We start from the raw sequence: 25,011 nt of genomic DNA, 5'->3' as shown, positions 1-25,011 counted from the left end.
CGCGGTCGCCTATACTCGGTCCGTCGCCTCCACCGGAGTCCCGCGATGTCCGTGCTGATCCTCGGTCTCGTGCTGTTTCTCGGCGCACATTCGCTGCGCATCTTCGCCGACGGCTGGCGCGCGCGGCAGATCGCGCGGCTCGGCGAGAAGAAGTGGAAGGGCCTGTACTCGCTGGTGGCCGTCGCCGGCTTCGTGCTGATCTGCTGGGGCTTCGCGCTGGCGCGGCATCATCCGGTGCCGCTGTACACGCCGCTGCCGTGGCTGGTCCGGCTCAACGCGCTGTTCACCCTGGTGGCCTTCGTGCTGCTCGCCGCGGCGCGGGTACCGCGCAACGGCATCAAGGCACGCCTGCACCATCCACAAGTGCTGGCGGTGAAGACCTGGGCCTTCGGCCACCTGCTTGCCACCGGCATGCTGCACGACATGGTGCTGTTCGGCGCCTTCCTGCTGTGGGCCGTGGTGCTGTTCGCCGCCTCGCGCCGGCGCGACCGCCGCGAAGGCACGGTCTATCCGCCGGGTACGGCCAAGGGCACGATCATCGCCATCGTGATCGGCGTGGTGGCCTGGGCGGTCTTCGCGTTCTGGCTGCATGCGCTGCTGATCGGCGTGAAACCGGTGATGTAGCCGCGTCACGCCGGCCCGGGGTGCCGAAAGCCATCTGCGCACGTGCCGCGGATCGCGCTACAGTGCTGCCATCCGTCCCCACCGAGGTCGTGCCATGGCTGCCTTCCTGCTCTGGCTGTTGCTGCTGGTGTTCTGCTGGCCGCTCGCGCTGCTGGCGCTGGTGCTCTATCCCGTCGTGTGGCTGCTCTGCCTGCCGCTGCGGCTGGTCGGCATCACCGTGGGCGCGGTGTTCGCCTTCCTGGGCGCGCTGCTGATGCTGCCTGCCCGCGTGCTGCGCGGCCATCCGGTCTGACCTTGCAGGCGTGGACAAACCCCACGCCCCCGCCTGCGAACGCAACCGCGAACCGATCCTCGAAGTGTTGCGCCGGCACTATGCCGGACGGCGGCGGGTGCTCGAGATCGGCAGCGGCACCGGTCAGCATGCCGTGCATTTCGCCGCCGCGCTGACCTGGTTGGACTGGCAATGCTCGGACCGCGCGGAGCATTTGCCGGGCATCCGCGCCTGGCTGGACGAGGCGGCACTGCCGAACACGCCCCCACCACTGGAACTCGACGTCGTCGGGCCGTGGCCGCACGGCCCGTTCGACGCGGCGTTCAGCGCCAACACCTTGCACATCATGGCCTGGCACGAGGTGGAGGCGCTGTTCGCGCAGCTGCCGGCCGTCGTGGCCGACGACGGGCGACTGGTGATCTACGGCCCGTTCAACTACGCCGGCCGCTACACCAGCGACAGCAATGCCGCGTTCGACCAGTGGCTGAAGGCGCGCGGCACGCACATGGGCATCCGCGATGCCGAGGCAGTGGACGCGCTGGCCACGGCGGCGGGCTTCGCGCTGGTCGACGACGTGGCGATGCCGGCGAACAACCGCTGCCGCGTCTGGCAGCGTACCCGGCACTGAGCCCTGCACGCCGCCGCCGAAGCGGGTACAAAGGCGGCATGAAGGCGATCGACACGCTCACTCCCTGCCCCTGCGGCAATCCCGCCGGTTATGCCGCCTGCTGCGGCCCGTTGCATGACGGCAACGTGGTGGCCGCCAGCGCCGCGCAACTGATGCGCTCGCGCTACAGCGCCTACGTGCTCAAGCGCGAGGATTACCTGCTGGCCAGCTGGCACGCCGACACCCGCCCCGCTTCGCTGCGGCTGGCCGCGCAACAGCCGGCGCCGACCTGGCTGGGCCTGGAAGTGCGCGGCGAACAACGCATCGACGACGACCACGCCGTGGTGGAATTCGTGGCCCGCTATCGTCTGGGCGGTGGCCGCGCACACCGCCAGCACGAGATCAGCCGCTTCGTGCGCGAGGCGGGGCGCTGGTATTACCACGATGGCGAACTGATGTAGGAGCGCACCCTGTGCGCGATGGCTCTTGGCCTCGATCAAGCGCCAGGGCCTTCGCGCACAGGGTGCGCTCCTACAGCTAGCTAAAAGCCTTGCACGCCGGCCGCGTGCAATCGGGCAGCCAGCGCTTGCAACTCGGGATGGGCAAAGAAGGCTGCCAGTTGCCGGGCACGCGCCGCACCGGCGCCGCGCGCACGCCAACCGTCTTCACCCTGCGCGGCAAGCGTGGCCCAATCCTCGCCGGCATCCGTCGCATCATCCGGGGCACCCAGCGCGTGCAGCCAATCGCCCGATGGCCGCCTGCGCGCATCGGCAAAGGCTTGCGCAAGCGCCCTGGCCCGGCTCGCGCCCAGACCCGGCACCGTGGCGAGTTGTCCCGGTGTCAGCGCCAACCAATCCAGCAGATCACGGACCAGACCGGCATCCGCCAAGGCCTGCCAGGTTCCCGCGCTGACGCCCGGCAGCCGCAGGCCCTGCTTGCCGCCCAGCCAAGCCAGCCGTGCCTGGAATTGCTGTTCGCAGCCCGGTGTGGACCGCCAGCAACTCAGCGGGCCGTAACGCGCCGGATCGGGCGCATCCACCGCGGCACGTTGCGCGGCGCGCCACGCCACCGACTGCAGGCGCGGAATGGTCAGCCCAGCCAACACCACCTCCACCTGATCGCCCGGACGGATATCGAGCGCTTGCCAGCGCTTGAACGAACCCACGCTGACCCGCTGCACGCGATGGTCGTCCAGTTGCACCGGCGCCAGTTCCAGCACCGGCGTGATGCGCCCGCTGCGGCCGATCGTGAAGCTCACCGCGCGCACTTCGGCCAATGCGGAGGCGGCCGGATATTTCCAGGCCACCGCCCAGCCCGGCGGCCGCGCCTGCCAGGTGTCGGCGGCCGGCCGGTGGCCCTGGCGCAGCACCGTGCCATCGGCGGCGAACGGCAGCGCGTGGCGATACCACTGCTCGCGCCAGCGCTTCACGTCGTCGAGGCTCGCCACCGGCTGGGCGAGCGCGGCGCTGTCGGCGAAGCCCATCGCCACGAGGCCGGCCAGTCGCGCCGGCATGTCGGCCGGGCCGCTGGGCCAGTCCCACACGAACAGACCGATCTTCGCGGCGGTGGCGGCATCCAGCGTGTTGCGCGCCAGCGCGCCGGCCACCGCCGAACGCGCATTGGCACCACCATCGTCGGCCTGCACATGGCCAGACAGCAGCCACACCAGCTCGCCCTGCAGCACCACGCGCGCCGGCGCGTTCGGCAGGCGCTTCGGGATCGCGGCGATGGCCTGCGCCAGCACGGTCCAGTCCGCACCGTGCAGGCCGTCGCCGCGACTGACGGCCTGACGCAGTCGACCGTGTTCGTAGAGCAGGGTCACCGCCACGCCATCCGCCTTGGGTTGCACCCACAGGTCGCGGTTGCCGCGTGCACGCATCCACGCCTCGACCGCGGCGGCATCCGGCAACTTGGCCAGCCCAGTCTGCGCCACCGGCGAACGGGCACGGCCACCGGCATCGCCCAGATGCGCCAGCGGCGCCGGCGCCTGTGCGGGGAAGCACTGGCTCCACGCCGCGAGCTGTTGCTCGGACTGGTCATAGACGGCGTCGCTCACGGGAGAACGGCCATCGACCCGATAGGCATGGTTCCAGCCATCGAGCCGATCGTGCAAAGCCGTCAGCTCACGGCGAGCCTGCCCGGGCGACCAGTCGGGGCAATCGGTCGCGTGCACGGAATCGACGCCCGACATGACCAGCAGCAGCAACAGGCAAGCCATGCGCATGTGACGCCCCCAGCGTGGATGGAGCCGTCGACGCTAGCCATGCCGCTGCACGGAGTCAGGCAGTCTCGCGCGCGCCACCACGTAGGCGCGGGGCGTCAATCCGCGGCGGCGTGCGGACCGAAGCCCAGCCGGCTTTCGCCGAGGAAGCGCCCTTCGGGGCCGAAGCGGCGCTCCTCGATCACGCCGCGCCCGTCATGGCCGATCGCCACCACAGTGCTGGCGCGAGTGCCGTAGTCGGCGCCGCGGATGAAGGCCGCGGACAGCCAGCGCTCGCGCTCCAGCCCGATGCCGGTGTCGGGCAACTCCGCATCCGGCGCCTGCCGCTCGTCGGCGAGCGCGGCGAACAGTGGCGTGAAGTCGTCCGCGTCGCCGGTCCCGGTCCACGCGGCGAGCCGCGCCATCAGCGCGCGCGTCTTCGGCCAGGGCGTGTTGAAGTCGGCATTCGACAGGCCATGCACGCCGGGCGTCACAGCCTGCGCGCGCGCCTCGGGCCGGTTGCCGAGATAGAACGCGGCCTGCGCATCGAAGGTGAGCAGGTTGAACGGGCGGTAGCCGGCCGCCCGCGCGAGCAGTTGCCGTGCATGCGCCGTGGCGCCGGTCGCGCCGACGAGATAGTCGGTGGCGAGCAGGCCGCGCGAGGCGCCAAGTTGCGGGTCGCGCGGGTCCCGCACATTGGTGACCACGCAGCAGCGGCCAGCATCGGTGACACCCAGCCAGGTGCCACCGGCCTCGAGGTCACGACCGCCGGTGATCGGCAGATCGTTCCAGCGCGCCAGCGCTGCGCTGGGCCGCGCATGGAACTCGTCGCGGTTGCCGGCCAGCACGAGGCGCCAGCGCGGATGGGCCTGCCAGGCGAAGGCGATCAGGCACATGGCTCACGCCACCTTGCGCGCGGAAGTACGGCGCGGGCGCGATGTCGCCTTGTCGCGCGCGGCGATGGCGTCCTTGCGCAGGCATTCCTCCAGCCGGGTCAGCGCGGGCAGGTGGGTGGTGCGCAGCATCACCAGCGCGGTCTGGATGCGTGCGAGTCGTGCCGGCATCTCGCGGACGGAAAGCGTGTCGCGCTGCGGGTAGGTCGCCAGCACCGAGCGCGGCACCAGTCCCACGCCCACGCCGGCCGCGGCCGCGGCGAAGATACCGTGGTAGGAGGCGAACTCCAGCACGCGCGCGGGCACGATGCGCTGCGCGTCCAGCCATTCCACCAGCCGCCGGCGGTAGATGCAGCCTTGGCTGTGGTAGACCAGCACGGTGCCGTCGGCCAGCCGCTTCGGCTCCGCCAGCATCGCGCTGTCGCGTGCGCCGACCAGCACCAGTTCCTCCACATACAGCGGCACGCAGCGGAAACGTTCGGTATCCACCTGCTCGCCCACGATCGCCGCGTCCAGCGCGCCGCCCTGCACGTCGGCCACCAGGCCGCGCGAGGAGGCGGTGTGCAGGTTCACCCAGATCTGCGGGTGGGCGCGATGGAACGCCGCCAGCGGATACGGCAACCGGCTCGCCGCCACGCTCTCCATCGAACCGAGCCGCAGCGCGCCACCGGTCTCGCCGCTGCGCACGGCCACGCGGGTCTGCTCGGCCAGCTCCAGCATGCGCCGCGCGTAGTCCACCAGCTCCTCGCCCGGCGCGGTGAGGCGCAGGCGCTGGCCCTCGCGGTGGAACAGCTGCACGCCCAGCGAGGTTTCAAGCTGGTGGATGCGGCTGGTGATGCTGGACTGGGCCCGATGCAGCCTGGTCGCCGCGCGGCCGATGCCGCCGGCAGCCACCACGGCCTGGAAGGTTTCGAGCGCGCGCAGGTCCATGTTCGATTTCCTCGATGGATTCATTCGCAATTATTCGCTTTATACGATGATACGCCGCACCTAGCATGGTTGCATCCCCTGCCGGAGCATCCCCATGCGGTCCCCTGTTCCGCTTTCCCTCACCGGCATGACCGTGCTGGCCCTTGCGCTGGGCATCGGCCGGTTCCTGCTCACCCCGCTGCTGCCGCTGATGCAGGCCGACGCCGGCCTGAGCCTGGTCGGCGGCGGCTGGCTGGCCTCGATCAACAACATCGGCTACCTGCTGGGCGCCCTGCTGTGCACCGCGCTGGCGCTGCCGCAGCGCGCCAGCCTGCGCACCGGCCTGGTGCTGGTGGCGCTGGGCACGCTGGGCATGGGGCTGGCGCCATCGCTGCCGCTGTGGCTGCTGTGCCGCTTCGTGGCGGGCGTGGCCGCCGCGATGTTGATGGTGCACGGCATCGCCTGGTGCGGCGCGCACCTGCGCCTGCACGGTCGGCTGGGCCTGGAGGCCGTGCTGTACAGCGGCCCCGGCGTAGGCATCATCGCCAGCGGCACGCTGGTGGCCGCGCTGCATGGCGCGGGCGTGGACTCGGCGCACTGGTGGCTGGCGTTCGGCGCGGCCAGTGCCGCGGTGACCGCGCTGATCTGGCGCACGCTGGACGCGCCTGCCGCTCCCGCCGTCGCAACCGTGGCGAAAGGCGATGCCCGCGATGCCGGCCCGACCTGGCCGCTGGTGGCGATCTACGGCCTGTTCGGCTTCGGCTACGTGATCCCCGCCACCTTCCTGCCGCTGATCGCCGACGCGCAGTTGCACTTGCCTGCGCTGCGCGAATGGTTCTGGCCGCTGTATGGCGTGGCCACGGTATCGGCCACCCTGCTGCTGGGCGCGCTGACCGTGCGCAGCAACTACGCCGGGCTGGCTGGCTGCTGCCTGTCGATGCTGCTTGGCACCGCGCTGTGCCTGTACTGGCCCAGCCGTGCCGGGCTGGCGCTGGGCACCGTGCTGGAAGGTGCGGCGATCACGCCGGTGGTGATGTTCACCATGCGCGAGGCGGCGCGACTGGCGCCGCGCGATCCCACCCGGCTGATCGGCGCGCTGACCGCCGCCTTCGGCATCGGCCAGATCGTCGGCCCGCCGGTGGCCGCCATGCTGGCCGCGCGTCGCCACGGCTTCGCCGCGCCGCTGGAACTGGCCGCGCTGGCATCCGTACTGGCGCTGGCGATCGCACTGTCGCGGCTGCGCCGCGGCAACGCGCTCAGGGCGACGCGGCGTGCCGCAGTGTCAGGTTCGTCTTGCGCACCGTCTCCACGAAACCCGCGAACGGAATGTCGGTGATGCCGACCAGGCCGGTGTGCGAGTTCTCGCCGTCGAGCAGGCGACCGGCGACGGGCTGGTCGACATAGCCGAACCAGTGCGCGCCGACGATGACGGGATCGGCCGCGGCCGCGGCGACGAACTTCGCATAGGCGTGGCCGCGCTGCGCCTCGTTCCATACCGGCACCACGCCCTTGCCGAACGGACCGCGGTCGTCGGAGCCGAACTGGAATTCGGTGATCAGGACAGGCCGGTCGAGCTTTTGCGCCAGCGCCGCGTCGAAGCCGTGCTGCGGCAGGTCGGCGTAGACGTTGAAGCTCGCCACGTCGCAGTACTCGGCGCAGGCGGCGATGGCTTCCGGCGTGCTCGCCGCGAAACGGCCGCCCAGGAACAGGTGGTGCGGATCGTGGCGGCGGATCGCCTGCGACACCACGCGGAAGTACTGGTCGGCGTAGCGCCGCAGCCACGCGCTGTAGTCGGCGGCGATGGCGGGGTGCGCCTCGCCCGGTTCGGGCGCGGGGAAGTTGGTGGCCTGCAGCGCATCCCACGAGGGCAGCGAAATGCCCCACGCCGCCGCGAGCTTGTCCGGCGTGCCGTATTTCTTTTCCAAGTCGGCGATGAAAGCCTGCTTGGCGTCGCTGCGCGCCTCGCCGTGCAGCGTGCCGATCGCCAGCGCCCAGCGCCCCTGCGGCCCCGGCGCGGCCCAGGCCAGCTCGTTGTCGGCGAAATAGCCGAGCAGCCAGGGATCGTCGCGCACGCCCTGCACGGCCTTTGCCGCCGCCGCATCCGCCACCTGCGCGAAGCGCGGGTCGAACGGGTCGGGCATGCGACCCCACCAGTCGTAGCCGGTGGCGACGTTGCCGAACACACCTTCGATGTTCACCGAGCGCGTGTAGGGAAGCTGGTGCTGCGCAGCCAGTGCGGGATCGCTCCAGTTGCCGAGCGTGTTGAAGCCCCAGGCCTTGAGTCGCGCCAGCGTGCGCGTGCGCCAGGCGGCCGGCCAGCCCTGGCCGTCGACGCGATACAGGTTGGCCGCATAGAAATCGAACCAGCGGCCGTGGTCGCAGCAACGTCCCGCACCCGCACCCTGTTGCGCGCTGCGGTTGTCGCCCGTGCCCCAGAACATGGCCCACGCGCCGCTGTCCGGCGGCAGGTCGGTGAACATGGTTTCGCGGCCCTGCACGTAGCTGCGGCCGCCGTCCGCCGTCACCGCATCCACGCCCAGCGAGAAGAAGCCGTGGCCGTCAGGCGTGACCAGCCACCAGCGGCCACCGGATTTCTGCGCATGGAACCAGCCGGTCTCCTGCAGGCGGACGTCCAGGCGGCCGCCGTAGCCATCCTCGCCGGCAGTCGATGCCGCGGGCACCGCCTGTTTCACGGTGGCACGCAACGCGGCATCGTCGGCAACCTTCTCGGGCCAGTTGCCGCGCGTGTACTGGCCGTAGCGATCGACGATGCCGGCATAGGCATCGTGCAGCGCGGTCTCGCCCGCGACCACGTCGAGCTTGCCAAACAGGATGGACTGCGCCGCCTGCGGCGCCGGCATCGAGAACCGCACGGCACGCACGGCGGAGAGATCGAGCGCGCCTTCCACCGTGGTGGCCACCAGCACGCGCCGGCCCCGGTCGTCGAGCGGCATCGGCGGCCCCACCTGCATGCCGAAGGCCAGCGGCGCGGTGGGGTGCAGCGGCACCACCAGGGTCTGCGCCGGGCCGGCCGGCAGGCCCACCACCGCGTGCAGGTGCTGTTTCGCATCCGCGCCGTCGATGTCCACCACCAGGGTCAGCGCCCAGGGCATCGCGTTCTGCACGCGCAGGCGCAGCTCGCCCTGCCCGTGCCAGTTCCACGTGCCCTGCGTGGGCGTCACCACGATTTGCGGCTGCGCGGCGGCCTGGAAGGTATAGCGTTGCTGCATCACGCCGTCGGCCGCGGCTTCCGCCCGACCCGCACGCTGCACCTGCTGCAGGGAGACGCGAACCGACGACGACGACATGAGATCCGCCACTTCCGTCGTCTGCCCGCATCCCGCCAGGCACATGCCCAGGCACAACACCGCCATTCCCGTCACGGTCTTCATCGCTGCCTCGCCTCGCCGGAATCGTCCGAGTATCGCGCCGCCGCCTGAAGCGCGACTGGCCGTGGGTGGGCCAGGTTCAGTGCCCCGCTGCGGACGGGACCCTGGAGAGGGATTCACTCTCGGTGCGCCTGCGCGAACCTCAGGCACGCTGCCAGCGCCGCCACAGCCAGTACACCGGCGCGCCCAGCGCGATGATCAGCAGGCTCATGCCCGCGTCGTGCGGCGAGGCGACGGCGGTGGCGGCGATCACGCCCAGCACGGTGAGCACGAACACCAGCGGCAGCAACGGGAACAGCGGCACGCGGTACGGCGCCGGCTCGTCCACGAACTTCCAGCGATACCAGAACAGCGTGCCGATGCCGAACGCATGGCCCAGCCATTCGCCCACCGTGGTGTAGTCCACCAGCTGGCCGAAGTTGCCCCACAGCATCAGCACCACCGTCCACGCGCCCAGCAGCGCCAGCGCCACCTGCGGCGCGCGCGTGCGCGGGTCGATGTAGCCCACCGCACGGAACAGCATGCCGTCCGCGCCCATGGTCTGCATCACGCGGGCGCCGCCGGCGATGGCGATGCTGCAATAGCCGAAGGTGGAGCAGGCGATGCCGATCGCCATCACCTTCGCGCCGGTCTCGCCGAACAGGCGGCGCATCAGGTCGGCCGCCGGCGCCTGGCTGGCGGCCAGCCCCGCGTGGCCCATGCCGGTGAGATAGGCCACGTTGGCAAGCACGTAGGCCAGCACCACGCCCAGCATGCCCAGCAGCAGGGCGCGCGGCAGCGTGCGCTGCGGGTCGCGCACCTCGCCGGCGAGGTCGTTGAGATAGTGGAAGCCGCCGTAGGTGAACAGCACCGGCAGCAGCGCGCCCACGAAGGCGCCGCTGGACACGTGCTGCGTGGCGTCCGCCGCCAGCACGCCGCCCAGGTGGCCGTGCGCCAGCGCCAGCCCCACCGCCACCAGCAGCGCGATCGCCGCCAGCTTCAGCACCGCGAAGATGTTCTGCATCAGCGCGCCGGCACGGATGCCGAACAGGTTCACGCCCACGATGAACACGATCGCCGCCACGCCCACCGGCTTCACCCACAGCAGCGGCAGGCCCACTGCCTGGCAGAAGTAGTCGGCGAAGGTGGTGGCCACCGCGGCCACGCTGCCGGGGTAGTTGATCAGCGCCATCGTCCAGCCGAACAGGAAGGCCGGCAGCATGCCGAAGGCTTCGCGCAGGTAGAGGTAGATGCCGCCCGCCTGCGGCCGCCGCGAACCCAGTTCGGCGTAGCACAGCACGCCGGTCAGCGTGAGCAGGCCGCCCAATACCCACAGCGCCAAGAGCGGCAATCCGGAGGACGTGCGCTCGGCCACCGTGGCCGGCGTGCGGAAGATGCCGGCGCCGATCACGCCGCCGATCACGATCATCGCGCCGTCCCATACGCCGAGGCGGCGCAGGTACGCGGGGGAGCTGTCAGTCGTCGTCATCCGGCAACCTTGGCATGGCAGGCCGGGGTTCGACCAGTCCCCGTCGACAGGGGTGGCTTGTGCGGCCGCCAGACACGGCTCACGCTGCGCGCAGGGAACCCACGAGATACACGATGAGCAGGTCCGCACCGCTGCTGTTCCTGCTGCTGATCGCCGCGGCGATCTGGCTGAGCTGGCGCCACTACCGGAACGCCAAGGCCCTGCTGCAGGACTGGGCCGACGCCAACGGTCTGCGCATCCTGCACGCCAGGCAAAGCTGGGGTGCCATGCCGCTGTCGATGTGGTTCACCACCTCGAAATACCAGGTCGTCTACCACGTCTCCGTCTATGACGAAGCCAGCCACCGCATCCGCTCGGCCTGGGTACGCCTCGGCACGCGCTGGTGGGGCGTGATGGAGGGCGACGCGGTCGAGGTGAAGTGGGAGGACGCCGGCTAGAGCCCAGGTACTACTTGTGGCTCAACGCCGCGCGCGGCGCAGCACGCTTTCGACCAGGATGGCGAGCAGGCCCGCCGCGAAGACGGGCGCATTCCAGCCGCCGCCGAAACCCAGCAACGGCAGGGCCCGCCACGCCAGCAGCAACCACGCCACGATGGCGAGCGCGTAGCGGCCGTCGTCGACGAACAGGCCCCAGAGCTCGAGCAGCAGTTTGCGCAGCCAGCTCATCGAACGGTCTCCTGCGCAACGCGCCGGCACCACGCCACGCACAGCGCCGCCGCCGCGAGGAAGGCGCACGCCAGCGCTGGAATGGCGACGTCCCCGCCCGGCCACGCGTAGCCCATGCCCTCGCCGGCCCAGAACGTGCCGAACGCGCACAGCAGCACGCCCACCACGAACTTCAGCGTGTTCTCCGGCACCCGCGCCAGCGGCCGATGCAGCACCACGCCCAGTGCAGTTACCACCAGCAGCGCGGCCAGCGCGCCCAGGCTGGCCGGCCACAGCAGGTCGGCCCGCCCGGCACCGATGGCCAGCACGATGAACACCACCTCGATGCCTTCGAGCACGGTGCTCTTGAAGCTCACCACGAACGCAAGCCTGTCCAGGCCGGTTAGCACGCCAGCCTGCCCGCCCAGCGCCTGCATTTCGCGCTGGTAGATCGCGTCCTCGTCATGCAGGGCGAGCACGCCGGCCGCGCGCAGCACCGCCTTGCGCAGCCAGCGCATGCCGAACAGCAGCAGCAAGGCACCCACCACCAGCTGGAAACCGTGCAGGGGAACGCGGGCGAGCGCCTGGCCGAGCAGCGCGACCAGCAACAGCAGCACCAGCAAGCCCGTCGCGCAGCCCGCCAGCGCGCTGCGCCAGCCACGCACCACGCCCACCGCCAGCACCACGGTCAAGGCTTCCACGCACTCCACCAGCGAGGCGAGGAAGGAGGCCAGCATGGAAGGCCCGAAGTGAGTCCAGTGGATCGGCACGTGGTGAGGCCTTCATGCAGGCAATGCGGACCGCGGGAGCATACGCTCTCCCTCCGTGCGGGACGATGCCGCATCGGCGAATTGACATGCCATAGGGCCGCAAGGACACTGCGCACGTTTGGCACGCCGGAAACCCTCCGCGTGCCGTCCGGGCCAAGGGGTGCTGCGACGGGTCACGATCCGCCACGCTTGGCCCGCGATGACATTGGCAAGGGCGCCCTTTCCATGATCTTGGAGAGCCTCCCATGCCTGTCCAGCTTGCCATCGCCACTTCGGCGGCCTACCCGACCATCCAGCCCGACGACGCCCACCTGGCGGCCTCGCTCGCGGCGCTCGACATCCAGCTGCAGGTCTGCGTGTGGAACGATCCCGGCGTCGACTGGGGCCGCCACGACGCCGTGCTGGTTCGCACCACCTGGGATTACTTCGAGCACTACGACGCATTCCTCGCCTGGCTGGACCGGCTTGAGCATTCGGGCATGCCGGTCATCAACCCTGTCGCGCTGATGCGCTGGAACAGCGACAAGCGCTACCTGCTGCAACTGGAATCGCTCGACGTGCCGACCATTCCCACCCGGCTCGCCTCGCGCGACGGCCTGCATGAGGCCCTGTCCGCATTCCAGGGCCGGGACGTCGTGGTCAAGCCGGCCGTCAGCGGCGGTGCATGGCGCACGGTGCGCGGCACGGTAGGCGATCCCGCGTTCGAACGATCCGTGTCGGAACTGCCGCCAGGCGAATACCTGCTGCAACCCTTCGTGCAGGCCATCGTCGACGACGGCGAATGGTCGCTGCTGTTCTTCGGCGGCGAGTTCAGCCACGCCGTCGTCAAGCGGCCCGCCACGGGCGACTATCGCGTGCAGAGCCAGTACGGCGGGCGCACCGACATCGTCGAGCCCGATGCGGCCACCGTTGCCGCCGCCCGGCATGCACTGGCGACATGCGCCGCGCTGGGCCTCGGCGACGCCGGGTACGCACGGGTGGATGGCGTGGTGGTGGATGGCCGCTTTCTGCTCATGGAGCTGGAGCTGATCGAGCCCTTCCTGTTTCTTGCCGAGCGGCCCGATGCCGCCGAGCGCTACGCCCGCGTCATCGCCACGCAACTGGAGCCACTGCGGTCGACGAAAGCCCCGCGCGCGACGGAGCGTGCATGATGGCAGCCCTCGCCAGCGAGCTGCTGTTCTCCTACGGCACACTGCGGGACGGGGCAGTGCAGCTCACGACCTTCGGCCACCACCTCGACGGCGAACCGGACGCGTTGCCCGGCTACCGCCTCGAACAGCTGGTGATCTGCGATGCGCAGGTCGTCGCCACCAGCGGTGCCACGCACCATCCCATCGCGGTGCGCAGCGGCGACCCGGCGGATCTCGTGCACGGCACCGTGTTCCGCCTGACGCCGCAGGAGCTGGCCAAAGCCGACGCCTACGAGGTGGACGACTACCGGCGCGTGGCCGTCGCGCTCGCCTCCGGCCGGCAGGCATGGATGTACGTGCGCGCGGAATGACGGCATGCATGCGCTGCAGCGGGCCATGCCGGTATCGCGCGACGGAATGCGCGGCACTCAGGGCTTCGCCGGCACCTTGTAAACCACCTGCAGCATGCACTTGTAATCGGCCAGCGGTGGAAGTCCTATGGCAGCGCGACGCTGGTCCGCATGAACGGCGTCCTCCATGGGGCTGGGCTTCAGTTCGCCGTCGCTGATGCCTTTGGGATCGAACTGGGTGCCATAGCGTTGCGGCTTGTGCTGCGCGAGCAGCACGCGATCAGTGAGCGCGGCATACTCCTGCGCGTCGACGCCACCGTGACCGGGGCGGGCCCGCAGTTCCTCCAGCACATGCATCTGGAAGTCCGGATCGCGGTCGGCGTGTTGCACGATCAGCCATGCCGCATGCATGCCATCGCTACCCACCTGCGCGGGCGTGGGGAAACCCAGCTCCGCATCGATCTGCTTGATGCGCGGCAGGTTGCGGCCATCGACGTCGTACACGGCCTTGAACAACGCGGGGTCCTTGCCGCCGCCAGCGATAGCCGCATTGCGGGCCTGCGTATCCGCTTCGCCCATCTGCAACAGCTCGTCGCGCAATGCCGGCTGGCTGGGCTTCACCGACGGGTGCGCCTTCCTCTCCGCGGCAACCCTGGCTTCCTGCGCCTTGGCCCATGCCGCCATGCCCGGGCATTGCCGTGCCCATTGCGCATCAGCGTCATCGGCCGCATGCGCCGCCATCAGCCAGCCCGACATCAGCCCCGCCATCCCCACCAAGCACGCCTTGTGCATCGCCTGTCCCCCTGTCAGCCGGCACGCACCGGCTCGTGCGGCTTCGACCCGGCGGTCTAGAATCGGTTCCCCACCGGGCATCCATCGATCGCATCGTGTCCGCTCCGCCGCGAAAAATCCTCCACGTCGACATGGACGCGTTCTACGCGTCGGTGGAGCAGCGCGACGATCCTTCGCTGCGCGGCCTGCCCGTGGTGGTGGCATGGAAGGGCGCTCGCTCGGTGGTGTGCGCGGCCAGCTACGAGGCGCGCAAGTTCGGCGTGCGCTCGGCGATGCCCGCGGTGCGCGCGGAGCGGCTTTGTCCGCAGGCGATCTTCGTGCCACCGGACTTCACGCGCTACAAGGCGGTATCGCGGCAAGTGCGCGAGATCTTCGCGCGGCATACCGAGCTGATCGAGCCGCTGTCGCTGGACGAGGCCTACCTCGACGTCACCGCGACGAAGACCGGCCTGCCCTCGGCCACCGCCACCGCCGAGGCGATCCGCACGGCGATCCGCGAGGAAACGCAGCTCACCGCGTCCGCCGGCGTGGCGCCGAACAAGTTCCTCGCCAAGATCGCCTCGGACTTCCGCAAGCCCGACGGCCTGTTCGTGGTGCGCCCGCGCGAGGTGCTGGACTTCCTCGCGCCGCTGCCGATCGGCCGCCTGCCCGGCGTGGGCAAGGTGATGGAAGGCAAGCTCGTCGCGCTGGGCCTGGCCACCGTGGGCGACCTGCGCGCGTTCGCGGCGGAGGAACTGGAGCAACGCTTCGGCCGCTGGGGCCGGCGCCTGCACGAGCTGTCGCTGGGCATCGACGATCACCCGGTGACACCCGACCGCCCCACCCTGCAGGTATCCGCCGAAGACACCTTCGAGCACGACCTCACGCTGGACGAACTCGAACCGCACATCCGCCGGCTCGCCGGAAAAACCTGGGCCGCGCACCAGCGCGAGGCCGGCGAAGGACGCATCGCGCGCACCGTGGTGCTGAAACTCAAGACCGCGGACTTCCACACGCTCACGCGCAGCCTCACGCCGACGCTGCGACCCGCCTCGGCGGATGAACTGGCCGACATCGCATGCGCCTTGCGCGCACGCATCGAGCGCCCCGCCGACAGCCGCTACCGGCTCGTCGGCGTGGGCCTGTCCGGATTCGTCGACGCCGACAGCCATGCGGCGCAGCGCGACCTGTTCGAGGACGGCTGAGCCGAGCATGCGACCGGCTGGCAGAAAAATATCTTGCAATTGAATAGCGCGCTATATATATTGGCGGCATGGACACCCGCCACGCCCCTGCCGCCGCGAACTCGCCCCTGCTGCTCGACCGCCAGGTGTGCTTTGCGCTGTATGCGGCGAACCTGGCGATGGGCAAGCTCTACCGCAAGCTGCTGCAAGCGCTGGACCTCACCTATCCGCAATACCTGGTGATGCTGGTGCTGTGGGAGCGCGACGGCCTTACCGTGTCGGAGATCGGCGAACGCCTGTACCTGGATTCGGCCACGCTGACACCCCTGCTCAAGCGGCTGCAGGCGGCTGGCCTGCTCGACCGCGTGCGTTCGACCGCCGACGAACGCCAGGTGGTCATCACCCTGACCACGGCAGGGCGCACGCTGAAGAAACGCGCCAGCACCGTGCCGAACGAGGTGCTGTGCGCGGCCGGCTGCAGGGTCGACGAACTGCACAGCCTCAAGCGCGACCTCGACCGGCTGCGCTCCCACCTGTCCGGCGAGGACTGAAGACGCCCGCCAGCGGCGCATCGCCACACCATGTAAATAGCACGCTATTCAATATCGCCCAATCATTACCATCGGAGCACGCCAGGCGCTCCCTGCTCCACCCCATCCCCGCCTGACACAGCCATCCATCACGAGGCAACCGCCATGTCCATCGAAAAAGTCCTGTACCGCGCCCACGCCAAGGCCACCGGCGGCCGCGACGGCCACGCCACCTCCTCCGACGGCGTGCTCGACGTCAAGCTGACCGTGCCGAAGGAGCTCGGCGGCAACGGCGCCACCGGCACCAATCCCGAGCAGCTGTTCGCCGCCGGCTACTCGGCCTGCTTCCTCGGTGCGCTGAAGTTCGTCGCCGGCCAGGACAAGCTCGCGCTGCCCGCCGACACCAGCATCGAAGGCACGGTCGGCATCGGCCAGATCCCCACCGGCTTCGGCATCGAGGTCGAACTGAAGATCCACGTGCCCGGCATGCCACGCGAGGAAGCGGAAGCGCTGGTGCAGAAGGCCCATGTCGTTTGCCCGTACTCCAATGCGACCCGCGGCAACATCGACGTGTCGCTGGTCGTGGTCTGAACCGACGGTACCCGCTGTCACGCAAACGAAGCCCGGGCCAGTCCCGGGCTTCGTTTTTCCGGAACTCAACCCAGCTTGCGCGATACCGCGAAGAACACCAGGTTGCCGAGGCCGGTGGCGCCGGCCAGCACAGCCACCAGCCCGGGCGTGACCTCCTGCCAACCGAACCATTGGATCAGTCCGAAGCCCAGCGCCACCGACAGCAGCACGATGCCCCAGCGCAACGAGGAATGACGCCGGCGCAGTTCCTCGTCGCGCAGCACCGAGGCGACCAGTTCGGCCGAGCCGCCCGCGTCCACCATGCGCCGGCGCACCATCGCGTCCACGCAGACCTTGATGGTGTAGGCGATGCAGACAAACAACACGATCGGGATCAAGATGCCGAAATCCATAAGTACCTCCGGGTAAATGGGTGGAAATGACAGGTTTCGGGAACATGGATACCGGCAGACGCGCAACGGTTGCAGCGGATGCGCTGCAACCGTTGCGCGTCTGGATGTATCCCATGTGCCATGGATGACGCCTACCCCAACGACCGCGCCCTGGCGGAAGCCGTGCTGGCCAACCGGCCCGGCGCGTTCGAGCGCCTCGTGCGCGAGTACCAGGGCCTGTGCTGGCACATCGTCCAGCGCATGGTGCGCAACCCCGAGGACGCGCGCGAGCTGTGCCAGGACACCTTCCTGCGCGTGCACCAGTGCCTGCACCAGTACCGCGGCGAGAGCGCGCTGAAATCCTGGATCGGCCGCGTGGCCTACACCATCGCCCTGCGCCACCTGCAGCACAAGCGCATCCCGCTGGTCGAATCGCGTGACGACGACGAAGGCAACGCGCTGCTGGAAAACATCGGCGACGGCTTCGACCTCGAAGCCGCCTGCATGGACGAGGAAACCCGACGCCACCTGCATGCAGCCATCGAGGCGCTGCCACCTTTGCAGCGCACCGTGCTCACCCTGTACTACCTCGACGAAATCTCCATCCCCGAGATCGCCTGCATCACCGGGCTCGCCGGGGGTACCATCAAGAGCCACTTGTTCCGCTCGCGACTGCGCCTGCGCGAGGCGCTGGAAAACCGGACAGGAGTTGCGGCATGAACCACGACATCCCTCCCTTCGACGATCCTCCCTTCGGCAACCTCGTTCAGGAGCGCGAATGGCAGGCGCAGGAGCGCGCGCTGCAGGCCGAACGCCTTGGCCTCGATCCATCCGGCGGCGACGAACGCGTGCGCCGCTATCGCCTGTTGGCGCGTGCGCTGCGCGAACCCATGCCTTCGGCGTTGCCTGATGATTTCGCGCAGCGGGTGGCGGCGCGCGTTGCCGGCGCACCGGCTCGTGCCGGGGCCGGCGATACGCGCATCGAATTCGCGCTGGCGTGCACGCTCGTCGCCGCGCTGATCGTGGCTGCCGGCGTGGTGACTGCCGACTACGGCAGCGCATGGCTGCCCGCCTTCCGCCAACTGTTGCCGTCTCCCGGCACTCCCGCGACGAGCTGGCTGCTGGCGCTGGGCGCCTGCCTCGGTGCGTCCTGGCTGCTCGGGTTGTGGCAGCGGCCTGCGCACGCTCCGCCCGGCTGAATGCAGGACGATCGGCTACGCTTCATGGCCGACCACGTTCGCGCCGGAGAACCCATGCACATCGAACCGCCAACCACCCGCCTGGCGTCCTTCAGGGATTTCGCCAAGCACTACCTGATGATCGTGCTCAGCATCCTCACCGCACTGGGGCTGGAGGCATGGATCGAACATGCCCACCACACCCATGCGGCGGCCATTGCCAGCATGCAGATCGAACGCGAGCTGCGCGACAACCTGGCGGACATCCGCGCCTCCCTTGTGGACAACCGCAAGGACATCGCCGTGCTGGAGCAGCTCGAACACGACGTGGCGCAGGCGATCCGCAATGGCCAGTCGGACAGCGACATCAATGCCTACATCCAGGCGCACCGGGAACGCTTCAAGCTCAGCATCGACTGGCCTCACCTGCCCAGCCAGGCCTGGGACGTGGCGGTGGCCAACCAGTCCGCCGGCTGGATCGACGCCACCGCGCTGCGCCGCTATTCCAACGCCTACGCCGGCCAGCGCGCGGCGGACGCGTGGCTGACCAGCGACAGCACGATCATGCTCGATGCACCGCGCATGTCGGTGCTGAGCACCCGCCTCAACCTGGGCAAGGCGGTCGATCCGACCGATTTTCTCGGCGTGCTCGACCAGATGATCCACACCGCGCAGGAAACCCAGTCGCACCTGGAGCAGCTCGAACCGCAGATCTCTGCCGCGCTGCCCGCAGCCGATCGCAGCCCCGGACCTCCCGGCTCCTGAGGCTCCGCACCTGCCGTCCCGCGTGTAAGCTGCGCGCCCGATCCGCCGCCGTTCCCCGGAGCACCCGATGCACATCGAACCGCCGACCACCCGCCTGGCGTCCTTCAGGGATTTCGCCAAGCACTACCTGATGATCGTGCTCAGCATTCTCACCGCGCTGGGGCTGGAGGCGTGGATCGAGCACACGCAGCACGCCCATGCCGCGGCCACCGCCAGCATGCAGATCGAGGCTGAGATCCGCAGCAACCTGGCCGATGTCGACCTCGACGCGCAACGGGACGCCGCGCAACTGCAAAAACTGGATGCGATCCGCGATACGGTGATCCAGGACCTCAAGTCGCACGCGGCCGATGACGTGGTGCGCCAGCACATCATCGCGCTGACCAGGCGCGACTTCGACCTGCATTTGCGGTTTCCCACCCTGCGCCACGAGGCCTGGGACGTGGCGGTGGCCAACCAGTCCGCCAGTTGGATCGAACGCGCCCGCATGCAGCGCTACTCCGCCGCCTATGCCAACGAGCGCGACAGTGTCGACATGATGCGCGAGGACACCGCGATCCTGATGAACGGCACGGGCATGGTCGACGCCATCGCCGACCTGGCCACCGACGAAGTGCAGCCGCGCCAGTTCCTGCACGTGATCAGCCAGATGCGCTCGATGCTCGACCAGACCACGCAGAACCTGCGGGACCTCGAGAAGCAGCTCGGCGCCGCCTTGCCGCCTGCGTCGCCGGACAAGACCGGCACCGCCACCCACGCCTGACCGAGGTCGGTCGGATCAAAGTTCCAGCACCGCGTCCAGCCCGCGGTGCAGGCCGGTCAGCGTGGACACCTTGCGGATCGCCAGCAGCGCGCCGTCCACGTAGGGCCTGGCGCTGCCACCGGCATTGTGCCGGATGCTGAGGGTCTGGTCCGGCAGGCCGAAAATGGTTTCGGCGCCGAGCACGAAACCGGGCAGGCGCACCGCGTGCACCTGGCTGCCGGCCAGGGTGCCCCCGCGCGCCGCGCGCAGGCCGCGCGTCTCTTCCAGCGGCACTTCCAGCACCGGCTGGCGCTGCCGACCCATGCGCATCGCCAGCTCGCGCACGGTGCCGCTGGGCGCGTCCGGCTTGCCGGCGTAGGCGTAATCGATGATCTCCCACTGCGGCAGGATCTTCGCCGCCATCTCGGAGAACTTGATCAGCAGCACCGCGGTGAGCGCGAAGTTGCCGCAGGCAAGCACGCCGCGCCCATGCCGGCGCGCCGCCGCATCGATCTGCGCGTAGTCCTCGTCGCCAAGCCCGGAGGTGCCCACCACCACGTGCGCACCGCGTTCCAGCGCGGCCAGCACATTGGCCCGCGCGGTGTCGGGGTGGGTGTATTCGACGAACACGTCGCAGGGCGTGGCCAGCGCCTCGGCCGCACTGGCGAACACCGGCGTGACGATGGCAGCGTCGCCCAGTGCTGCGCCCAACGGCTGGCCGGCATGCCGGCGCGATACCGCGGCAACCAGTTCCAGGTCCGCACTGGCGGCCATGCCGCGCGCCAGTTCCGAGCCGGCCCAGCCGGCGGCGCCGGCAAGACATACCTTCAACGACATGGTCACCTCGCGGGTTCGTGCGCCATGCCGGAACGCGGCGCGGCAGTCACCGGCTTCTTTGGAATACGAGATCGACGATGGTACCCACGCAGGCGCCCGGCGTCATGCCCGCCGTCCGTGCCCGGCACCCTGTCGGCGCAGACCTGAACCGGGTGATCCGCTACGCTCGCAGGGTCCCGCCTTCGCCGGAGCCGCCATGCATCTCGAACCGCCGAACACCCGACTGGAATCCTTCAAGGATTTCGCCAAGCACTACCTGATGATCGTGCTCAGCATCCTCACCGCGCTGGGGCTGGAAGCCTGGATCGAGCACACGCACCACGCGCACGCGGCGGCCACCGCCAGCGCGCAGATCGAAACCGAGATCCGGCAGAACCTGGCCGACATCGACACCGACATCGCCCACGACAGCGCGCGCATGCAATCGCTGGAAAAACTGCGCGACCAGTTGCAGGCCGACGTGGAATCGCACGCCACGATCGACACCATCCAGCAGCACATCCACCAGTTGGCACCCGGCGACATCTACCTGGACTGGCGCTGGCCCAACCTGCGCCAGGAGGCGTGGAACGTGGCCGTGGCCAACCAGTCCGCGGGCTGGATCGATGCCGCGCGACTGCGCAGCTATTCCGCGGTCTATGCCGCACAGGACGCCATGACGCGCCTCATCATGATGGATGCGCCGTCCATCTATGACGGCCCGCGGATGCAGAACACCCTGCTCGACGTGCGCACCGGCGACTATCAGCCACGCGATCTGCTGCATGTCGTCAACCAGATGTGCGGCGTCGCCAGCGAAGCCACGCATGGCCTGCAGGCGCTCGCGCAGCGGATCCGCACGGCCGTGCCGGACCTGGCACCCGACTCCGGCAAACCTGCCGCAGCACATTGAAGAACCATGCAAAAAGCCCGGCCGAAGCCGGGCTTTTTGCGAAGCAGCATGGGCTTACTTCTTCTTCGGGATGTACAGGTCGGTGATGGTGCCTTCGTAGACCTCGGCCGCCATGCCCACCGATTCGCCCAAAGTGGGATGCGGATGCACGGTGAGCGCGATGTCGGCGGCCTCGGCGCCCATTTCCACGGCCAGCGCCAGTTCGGAAATCAGGTCGCCCGCGTTCACGCCGACCACGGCGCCGCCGACGATGCGATGCGTCTCCTCGTCGAAGATCAGCTTGGTGAAGCCCTCGGTGCGCGCGATGCCGATCGCGCGGCCGGAGGCGGCCCACGGGAACTTGCCCACGCCGACCTTGAGGCCCTTCTCCTTGGCCTCGCGCTCGGTAACACCCACCCATGCCACTTCGGGATTGGTGAAAGCCACCGACGGGATCACCCGCGCGTCGAAGTGCGCCTTGTGGCCCGCCGCGACTTCCGCCGCCACGTGCGCCTCGTGCACCGCCTTGTGCGCCAGCATGGGCTGGCCCACGAGGTCGCCGATCGCGAAGATGTGCGGCACGTTGGTGCGCAGCTGGGTATCGACGTTGATGAAACCGCGCTCGGTCACCGCCACGCCGGCCTTGTCCGCGCCAATCTTGTTGCCGTTGGGCGAACGGCCCACGGCGACCAGCACGCGGTCGAACACGCTGGTCTCGGGGATGCTCTCGCCTTCGTACTTGACCTCGATGCCCTTCTTGCCGGCCTTGGCCTCGGTCACCTTGGTCTTGAGGTGGATGCCCTTGACCTTGCCGGCCAGGCGCTTGGCCAGCGGCTTGACCAGGTCGGCGTCGGCACCGGGGATGATCTGGTCCATGAATTCGACCACGGTCACCTCGCTGCCCAGCGCGGCATACACGGTGGCCATCTCCAGGCCGATGATGCCGCCGCCCACGACCAGCAGCTTGCCCGGCACGTCCTTCATCTCCAGCGCGCCGGTGGAATCCATCACGCGCTCGTCGTCCCACGGGAACATCGGCAGACGGACCGCCTGCGAGCCTGCGGCGATGATGGCCTGCTCGAAGCGGATGAGCTTCACGCCTTCGGCCGTCTGGACTTCCATTTCATGCGGCGACACGAAGCTGCCGGTGCCGACCACGGTGCGCACCTTGCGCTGCTTGGCCATGCCCGCGAGGCCGCCGGTCAACTGACCCACCACCTTGGTCTTGAAGCCACGCAACTTGTCGAGGTCCAGCTTGGGCTTGCCGAAGCTGACGCCGTGCGCGGCCATCGCCTCGGCCTCGTCGATCACCGCGGCGGCATGCAGCAGCGCCTTGGACGGGATGCAGCCCACGTTGAGACAGACGCCGCCTAGCGTGTCGTAGCGCTCCACCAACACGGTATCCAGGCCGAGGTCGGCGGAGCGGAACGCGGCGGAGTAGCCGCCGGGGCCGGAACCAAGGACGACGAGCTGGCACTCGATATCGGCCGCTTTTCCAGTGGAAGCTGCCGCTTGCGGCGCATTGGCCCCCTCCCCCCTTTGGGGAGAGGGTTGGGGTGAGGGGCGGGTGCTTGCGGAAGCGCCCGGCGAGGCCGAACCCTCACCCCCAGCCCCTCTCCCGGGGGAAGAGGGGAGCGGAGCGTCGGCCTTCGTGGAAGGAGAAGTGGCGGCGGCATCGGCGGTTTCGAGGACAAGGATCACCGCGCCCTCGGACACCTCGTCGCCCACCTTGAGTTTCATCTCCTTGACCGTGCCGGCGGCGCTGGAAGGGACTTCCATCGTGGCCTTGTCCGACTCCAGCGTGATCAGGCTCTGTTCCTTCGTCACGGTGTCGCCGGCCTTCACCAGCACCTCGATCACCGGCACGTTGTCGTGGCCGCCGATGTCGGGAACCTTGATTTCGATCGTGTTCGCCATGGGGAATCCTTGGATTTTCTGTTCGCTCGATGGGGCAGTGCCGCGAGCACCCGCCCCTCACCCCAGCCCTCTCCCCAAAGGGGAGAGGGGGATGAAAATCAGAGCAAGAGGCGGCGGATGTCGCCCAACTGTTTGGCCACGAACACGGCGAAGCGGGCGGCCAGCGCGCCGTCGATCACGCGGTGGTCGTAGGACAGCGACAGCGGCAGCAGCAGGCGCGGCGCGAATTCCTTGCCGTTCCAGACCGGCTTGATCGAGGCCTTGGAGACGCCGAGGATGGCCACTTCCGGCGCGTTGACGATGGGCGTGAACGCGGTGCCGCCGATGCCGCCCAGCGAGCTGATCGAGAAGCAGCCGCCGGACATGTCGCCCGGGCCGAGCTTCTTGTCGCGCGCCTTCTTCGAGATCTCGCCCAGTTCACGGGCAAGGTCGAGCAGGCCCTTCTTGTCCACGTCGCGGATCACCGGCACCACCAGGCCGTCGGGCGTGTCCACCGCGATGCCGACATGGAAGTACTTCTTGAGGATCAGCTTCTCGCCGGTCTCGTCCAGCGAGGCGTTGAACTGCGGGTATTCCTTCAGCGCCGCCACCACCGCCTTCATCTGGAACACCAGCGGGGTGATCTTGAGGTCTTTGTTCTCTTCGCCGAGCTTCTTGCGGAAGGCTTCCAGCTCGGTGATGTCGGCGTCCTCGTGCTGGGTGACGTGCGGGATCATCGCCCAGTTGCGTGCGAGGTTGGCGCCGGAGATCTTCTGGATGCGCGAGAGCGGCTTCTCCTCGACCGCGCCGAACTTGCTGAAGTCCACCTTCGGCCACGGCAGCAGGTTGAGGCCGCCGCCCGCCGCCACGGCGCCGCCGCTCACCGGCCGCGCGCCCGAGGCCAGCGCGTGCTTGACGTAGGCACTCACGTCATCGCGCACGATGCGGCCACCGCGCGCACTGCCCTTCACCTGGTGGATGTCCACGCCCAGCTCGCGCGCGAAGGCGCGCACCGCGGGGCTGGCGTAGGGTGCGTCGCCCGGCATCACGATGTTGGCGTCGAACGGCGGGCGCGCCTGCGGCGGCACGTCGCCTTCCGGCGCGTGGCCCGGCTCGGGGCGGCCGGCCGGCGCAGGCGCTTCCGCCTTCGGGGCTTCGGCCTTGGCCGGCGCAGGCGCCGCGGGGGCTGGTGCGGCAGTGCCGCCGTCCGCGCTCTCGATCAGCGCGATCACCGCGCCCTCGGAGACCTCGTCGCCTACCTTCAGCTTCATTTCCTTCACCACGCCGGCAAACGGCGCCGGCACTTCCATCGTGGCCTTGTCCGATTCCAGCGTGACCAGGCTCTGGTCCTTGGCGACGCTGTCGCCCACCTTCACCAGCACCTCGATCACCGGCACGCCTTCGTGGCCGCCGATGTCGGGCACGCGGGCCTCGCGCACGCCGCCTGTCGCGGCCTTGGGCGCTTCGCTGCGGGCCGGCTCGGCTGCCTTCGCGGGGGCGGGGGCAGCCGCCTTCGGGGCTTCCGCCGGTGCCGGTGCGGCAGCCGGCGGCTTCGCGGCGGCGCCGTCGGCCTCGATCAGCGCGATCACGGCGCCCTCGGAAACCTCGTCGCCCACCTTCAGCTTCACTTCCTTCACCGTGCCGGCGAACGGCGCGGGCACTTCCATCGTCGCCTTGTCCGATTCCAGCGTGATCAGGCTCTGTTCCTTCTCCACCCGGTCGCCGGGCTTGATCATCACCTCGATCACCGGCACGTTGTCGTGGCCGCCGATGTCGGGTACGCGGGCTTCTTGGATGTCGGCCATGGTGTCTCCTGCGAATGGCGAGGGCAGGCCGCGCGGGGGGACAGGGGCGGCCGCAAGGCTTCCATCATAGCGAACGGGGGGCCCCAGCGGCAGCTTCGCCGCCACGCGGCGTGCATGCGCATACGTATGCATGGCGTGACGAAAGTTCCGTGACGTGAGGCCCATGCGGCGCCCGGATCCGCTCGGCCACACTGTGCCCACTTGCCCATCACCGC

General features: G+C 69.5%; 28 protein-coding genes and 1 riboswitch. Of the genes, 16 read left to right on the top strand and 12 right to left on the bottom strand.

Going from position 1 to position 25,011, the window contains the following annotated elements; genetic code table 11:
- The first annotated feature begins 45 nt into the window (after positions 1–45).
- From ABQJ54_RS10055 to ABQJ54_RS10040, 4 genes are all read left to right on the top strand, one after another.
- The gene (locus ABQJ54_RS10055) at positions 46–624 is read left to right on the top strand and encodes an NnrU family protein (protein ID WP_367854160.1); all 579 of its coding nucleotides are present in this window, start codon (positions 46–48) and stop codon (positions 622–624) included.
- Positions 625–718: 94 nt separating this feature from the next.
- On the top strand, positions 719–916 hold the full coding sequence (locus ABQJ54_RS10050) for a hypothetical protein (protein ID WP_367854159.1): 198 nt from the start codon (positions 719–721) through the stop codon (positions 914–916).
- A 10-nt stretch (positions 917–926) separates the two neighbouring features.
- Entirely contained in the window at positions 927–1,523 is a 597-nt protein-coding gene (locus ABQJ54_RS10045; RefSeq protein ID WP_367854158.1) for a DUF938 domain-containing protein, read from the top strand.
- Between the two features lie 38 nt (positions 1,524–1,561).
- Complete coding sequence (locus tag ABQJ54_RS10040; RefSeq protein WP_367854157.1) at positions 1,562–1,963, top strand: YchJ family protein; 402 nt, start codon at positions 1,562–1,564, stop codon at positions 1,961–1,963.
- Positions 1,964–2,043: 80 nt separating this feature from the next.
- Here ABQJ54_RS10040 and ligB read toward each other — a convergent pair whose 3' ends face one another.
- From ligB to ABQJ54_RS10025, 3 genes are all read right to left on the bottom strand, one after another.
- Entirely contained in the window at positions 2,044–3,726 is a 1,683-nt protein-coding gene (gene ligB, locus ABQJ54_RS10035) for an NAD-dependent DNA ligase LigB (protein WP_367854156.1), read from the bottom strand.
- A 95-nt stretch (positions 3,727–3,821) separates the two neighbouring features.
- On the bottom strand, positions 3,822–4,598 hold the full coding sequence (locus ABQJ54_RS10030) for an NRDE family protein (protein WP_367854155.1): 777 nt from the start codon (positions 4,596–4,598) through the stop codon (positions 3,822–3,824).
- 3 nt (positions 4,599–4,601) lie between these two features.
- Positions 4,602–5,525: a LysR substrate-binding domain-containing protein gene (locus tag ABQJ54_RS10025; RefSeq protein ID WP_367854154.1), complete on the bottom strand. Its 924-nt coding sequence runs from the start codon at positions 5,523–5,525 to the stop codon at positions 4,602–4,604.
- A gap of 94 nt (positions 5,526–5,619) precedes the next feature.
- Between ABQJ54_RS10025 and ABQJ54_RS10020 the strand changes: the two genes are divergently transcribed.
- Positions 5,620–6,840, top strand: a complete 1,221-nt coding sequence (locus ABQJ54_RS10020; RefSeq protein WP_367854153.1) for a YbfB/YjiJ family MFS transporter — start codon at positions 5,620–5,622, stop codon at positions 6,838–6,840.
- Here the strand turns inward: ABQJ54_RS10020 and ABQJ54_RS10015 are convergent.
- Both ABQJ54_RS10015 and ABQJ54_RS10010 read right to left on the bottom strand, forming a co-directional pair.
- The gene (locus tag ABQJ54_RS10015) at positions 6,761–8,896 is read right to left on the bottom strand and encodes a beta-galactosidase (protein ID WP_367854152.1); all 2,136 of its coding nucleotides are present in this window, start codon (positions 8,894–8,896) and stop codon (positions 6,761–6,763) included. The genes ABQJ54_RS10020 and ABQJ54_RS10015 overlap by 80 nt on opposite strands.
- A 139-nt stretch (positions 8,897–9,035) precedes the next feature.
- Complete coding sequence (locus ABQJ54_RS10010) at positions 9,036–10,361, bottom strand: amino acid permease (protein WP_367854151.1); 1,326 nt, start codon at positions 10,359–10,361, stop codon at positions 9,036–9,038.
- 113 nt (positions 10,362–10,474) lie between these two features.
- Between ABQJ54_RS10010 and ABQJ54_RS10005 the strand changes: the two genes are divergently transcribed.
- A complete protein-coding gene (locus ABQJ54_RS10005) occupies positions 10,475–10,798 on the top strand; it encodes a hypothetical protein (RefSeq protein WP_367854150.1) in 324 nt (107 codons plus the stop codon).
- Positions 10,799–10,819: 21 nt separating this feature from the next.
- Here the strand turns inward: ABQJ54_RS10005 and ABQJ54_RS10000 are convergent, their stop codons facing one another.
- Together ABQJ54_RS10000 and ABQJ54_RS09995 are read right to left on the bottom strand one after the other, a co-directional pair.
- A complete protein-coding gene (locus ABQJ54_RS10000) occupies positions 10,820–11,026 on the bottom strand; it encodes a hypothetical protein (RefSeq protein WP_367854149.1) in 207 nt (68 codons plus the stop codon).
- Positions 11,023–11,742: a COG4280 domain-containing protein gene (locus ABQJ54_RS09995; RefSeq protein ID WP_367854148.1), complete on the bottom strand. Its 720-nt coding sequence runs from the start codon at positions 11,740–11,742 to the stop codon at positions 11,023–11,025. Before ABQJ54_RS09995 ends, ABQJ54_RS10000 begins: the two co-directional genes overlap by 4 nt.
- Before the next feature lie 182 nt (positions 11,743–11,924).
- Positions 11,925–12,002, top strand: a riboswitch (S-adenosyl-L-homocysteine riboswitch).
- Between the two features lie 18 nt (positions 12,003–12,020).
- Between ABQJ54_RS09995 and ABQJ54_RS09990 the strand changes: the two genes are divergently transcribed.
- Both ABQJ54_RS09990 and ABQJ54_RS09985 read left to right on the top strand, forming a co-directional pair.
- A complete protein-coding gene (locus ABQJ54_RS09990) occupies positions 12,021–12,926 on the top strand; it encodes an ATP-grasp domain-containing protein (RefSeq protein WP_367854147.1) in 906 nt (301 codons plus the stop codon).
- Positions 12,923–13,276, top strand: coding sequence for a gamma-glutamylcyclotransferase family protein (locus ABQJ54_RS09985; RefSeq protein ID WP_367854146.1), 354 nt, complete (start codon positions 12,923–12,925; stop codon positions 13,274–13,276). Before ABQJ54_RS09990 ends, ABQJ54_RS09985 begins: the two co-directional genes overlap by 4 nt.
- A 57-nt stretch (positions 13,277–13,333) precedes the next feature.
- On the opposite strand, the gene ABQJ54_RS09980 is transcribed toward ABQJ54_RS09985, so the two are convergent.
- Complete coding sequence (locus ABQJ54_RS09980; protein ID WP_367854145.1) at positions 13,334–14,011, bottom strand: DUF6624 domain-containing protein; 678 nt, start codon at positions 14,009–14,011, stop codon at positions 13,334–13,336.
- Between the two features lie 131 nt (positions 14,012–14,142).
- Between ABQJ54_RS09980 and dinB the strand changes: the two genes are divergently transcribed.
- From dinB to ABQJ54_RS09965, 3 genes are all read left to right on the top strand, one after another.
- Positions 14,143–15,231 (top strand): DNA polymerase IV, encoded by a 1,089-nt coding sequence (gene dinB / locus ABQJ54_RS09975; RefSeq protein ID WP_367854144.1) that lies wholly within the window; start codon positions 14,143–14,145, stop codon positions 15,229–15,231.
- A 68-nt stretch (positions 15,232–15,299) separates the two neighbouring features.
- Positions 15,300–15,761: a MarR family winged helix-turn-helix transcriptional regulator gene (locus ABQJ54_RS09970; protein WP_367854143.1), complete on the top strand. Its 462-nt coding sequence runs from the start codon at positions 15,300–15,302 to the stop codon at positions 15,759–15,761.
- Between the two features lie 144 nt (positions 15,762–15,905).
- Positions 15,906–16,331, top strand: a complete 426-nt coding sequence (locus ABQJ54_RS09965; protein WP_367854142.1) for an organic hydroperoxide resistance protein — start codon at positions 15,906–15,908, stop codon at positions 16,329–16,331.
- A gap of 65 nt (positions 16,332–16,396) precedes the next feature.
- Here ABQJ54_RS09965 and ABQJ54_RS09960 read toward each other — a convergent pair whose 3' ends face one another.
- A complete protein-coding gene (locus tag ABQJ54_RS09960) occupies positions 16,397–16,723 on the bottom strand; it encodes a hypothetical protein (RefSeq protein ID WP_367854141.1) in 327 nt (108 codons plus the stop codon).
- Between the two features lie 120 nt (positions 16,724–16,843).
- Here ABQJ54_RS09960 and ABQJ54_RS09955 point away from each other — a divergent pair, with 120 nt between their 5' ends.
- The 4 genes from ABQJ54_RS09955 to ABQJ54_RS09940 all read left to right on the top strand — a co-directional run bounded on the left by ABQJ54_RS09955 (position 16,844) and on the right by ABQJ54_RS09940 (position 19,408).
- Positions 16,844–17,422 carry an RNA polymerase sigma factor gene (locus ABQJ54_RS09955; protein WP_367854140.1) on the top strand — a complete coding sequence of 193 codons (579 nt, stop codon included), beginning with the start codon at positions 16,844–16,846 and terminating at the stop codon, positions 17,420–17,422.
- Positions 17,419–17,901 carry a hypothetical protein gene (locus ABQJ54_RS09950; protein ID WP_367854139.1) on the top strand — a complete coding sequence of 161 codons (483 nt, stop codon included), beginning with the start codon at positions 17,419–17,421 and terminating at the stop codon, positions 17,899–17,901. Before ABQJ54_RS09955 ends, ABQJ54_RS09950 begins: the two co-directional genes overlap by 4 nt.
- A gap of 54 nt (positions 17,902–17,955) precedes the next feature.
- On the top strand, positions 17,956–18,645 hold the full coding sequence (locus tag ABQJ54_RS09945; protein WP_367854138.1) for a hypothetical protein: 690 nt from the start codon (positions 17,956–17,958) through the stop codon (positions 18,643–18,645).
- Positions 18,646–18,712: 67 nt separating this feature from the next.
- Complete coding sequence (locus ABQJ54_RS09940; protein ID WP_367854137.1) at positions 18,713–19,408, top strand: hypothetical protein; 696 nt, start codon at positions 18,713–18,715, stop codon at positions 19,406–19,408.
- Positions 19,409–19,423: 15 nt separating this feature from the next.
- On the opposite strand, the gene dapB is transcribed toward ABQJ54_RS09940, so the two are convergent.
- On the bottom strand, positions 19,424–20,224 hold the full coding sequence (gene dapB, locus ABQJ54_RS09935) for a 4-hydroxy-tetrahydrodipicolinate reductase (protein ID WP_367854136.1): 801 nt from the start codon (positions 20,222–20,224) through the stop codon (positions 19,424–19,426).
- 196 nt (positions 20,225–20,420) lie between these two features.
- Here dapB and ABQJ54_RS09930 point away from each other — a divergent pair, with 196 nt between their 5' ends.
- Positions 20,421–21,116: a hypothetical protein gene (locus ABQJ54_RS09930; RefSeq protein WP_367854135.1), complete on the top strand. Its 696-nt coding sequence runs from the start codon at positions 20,421–20,423 to the stop codon at positions 21,114–21,116.
- 54 nt (positions 21,117–21,170) lie between these two features.
- On the opposite strand, the gene lpdA is transcribed toward ABQJ54_RS09930, so the two are convergent.
- Together lpdA and aceF are read right to left on the bottom strand one after the other, a co-directional pair.
- Positions 21,171–23,012, bottom strand: a complete 1,842-nt coding sequence (lpdA, locus tag ABQJ54_RS09925; protein WP_367854134.1) for a dihydrolipoyl dehydrogenase — start codon at positions 23,010–23,012, stop codon at positions 21,171–21,173.
- A gap of 98 nt (positions 23,013–23,110) precedes the next feature.
- Entirely contained in the window at positions 23,111–24,796 is a 1,686-nt protein-coding gene (gene aceF / locus ABQJ54_RS09920; RefSeq protein ID WP_367854133.1) for a dihydrolipoyllysine-residue acetyltransferase, read from the bottom strand.
- Between the last annotated feature and the right edge of the window lie 215 nt (positions 24,797–25,011).

It is taken from the genome of Rhodanobacter lycopersici (genome assembly GCF_040812335.1).
GTDB classification, from domain to species: domain Bacteria; phylum Pseudomonadota; class Gammaproteobacteria; order Xanthomonadales; family Rhodanobacteraceae; genus Rhodanobacter_A; species Rhodanobacter_A lycopersici.
Note: the sequence above shows the minus strand (reverse complement) of the source record. Positions and strands in the feature narration are given on the sequence as shown.